The sequence below is a fragment of the Corynebacterium sp. HMSC073D01 genome, from assembly GCF_001815555.1.
Classification (GTDB): Bacteria; Actinomycetota; Actinomycetes; order Mycobacteriales; family Mycobacteriaceae; genus Corynebacterium; species Corynebacterium glucuronolyticum.
Genome location: NZ_KV821074.1, coordinates 1 through 453, shown reverse-complemented (window position 1 = coordinate 453; position 453 = coordinate 1). Strand labels below are relative to the sequence as shown.

The 453-nt window shown below is 58.9% G+C and carries 1 pseudogene; it reads right to left on the bottom strand.

Annotated elements, in window-relative coordinates:
* Positions 1-392, bottom strand: a pseudogene (locus HMPREF3044_RS10255) (hypothetical protein); the annotation flags it as partial.
* Positions 393-453: the final 61 nt, after the last annotated feature.

The window sequence follows — 453 nt, the reverse complement described above, 5'->3', positions numbered from 1 at the left end:
GGGTTCTCCACCCCCGTGCCATTGATCGCGGCGACAAGTTGTTTGCCGCGCGCGTGGATGTCGTGCACGTTTGCTGGCTGGGCGGTCAGCCCGACGCGAATCTGCCACGATTTGTGCTTGTCTTTTAGCTTGCGGACATACGTTTCAATGAGCTCCAGTGTTTCCAAGTTGTGCCGGTTGCTGATCGCCGCAGTGCGACAGGTCACCTGCTTGACGGTGGCACTGGTGGTGCCGAAGTAGATGCCGGCCAGGCAGTGGATCCGTTTGGCAAGTCTGGGTGAGCTGCCACGGGCGATGAGTTGTGTGACCGACAAATCCTGATACGGCTCCAGGATGCACGTCACTGATTGCGAGTACAGGGCAAGAAAATCAAACCCCCGAGATGTTTCCATACCCCGCACCGTACCGGCACCACAAAACCAGCGCACCACGAAACGGGGGTACACCACCCCC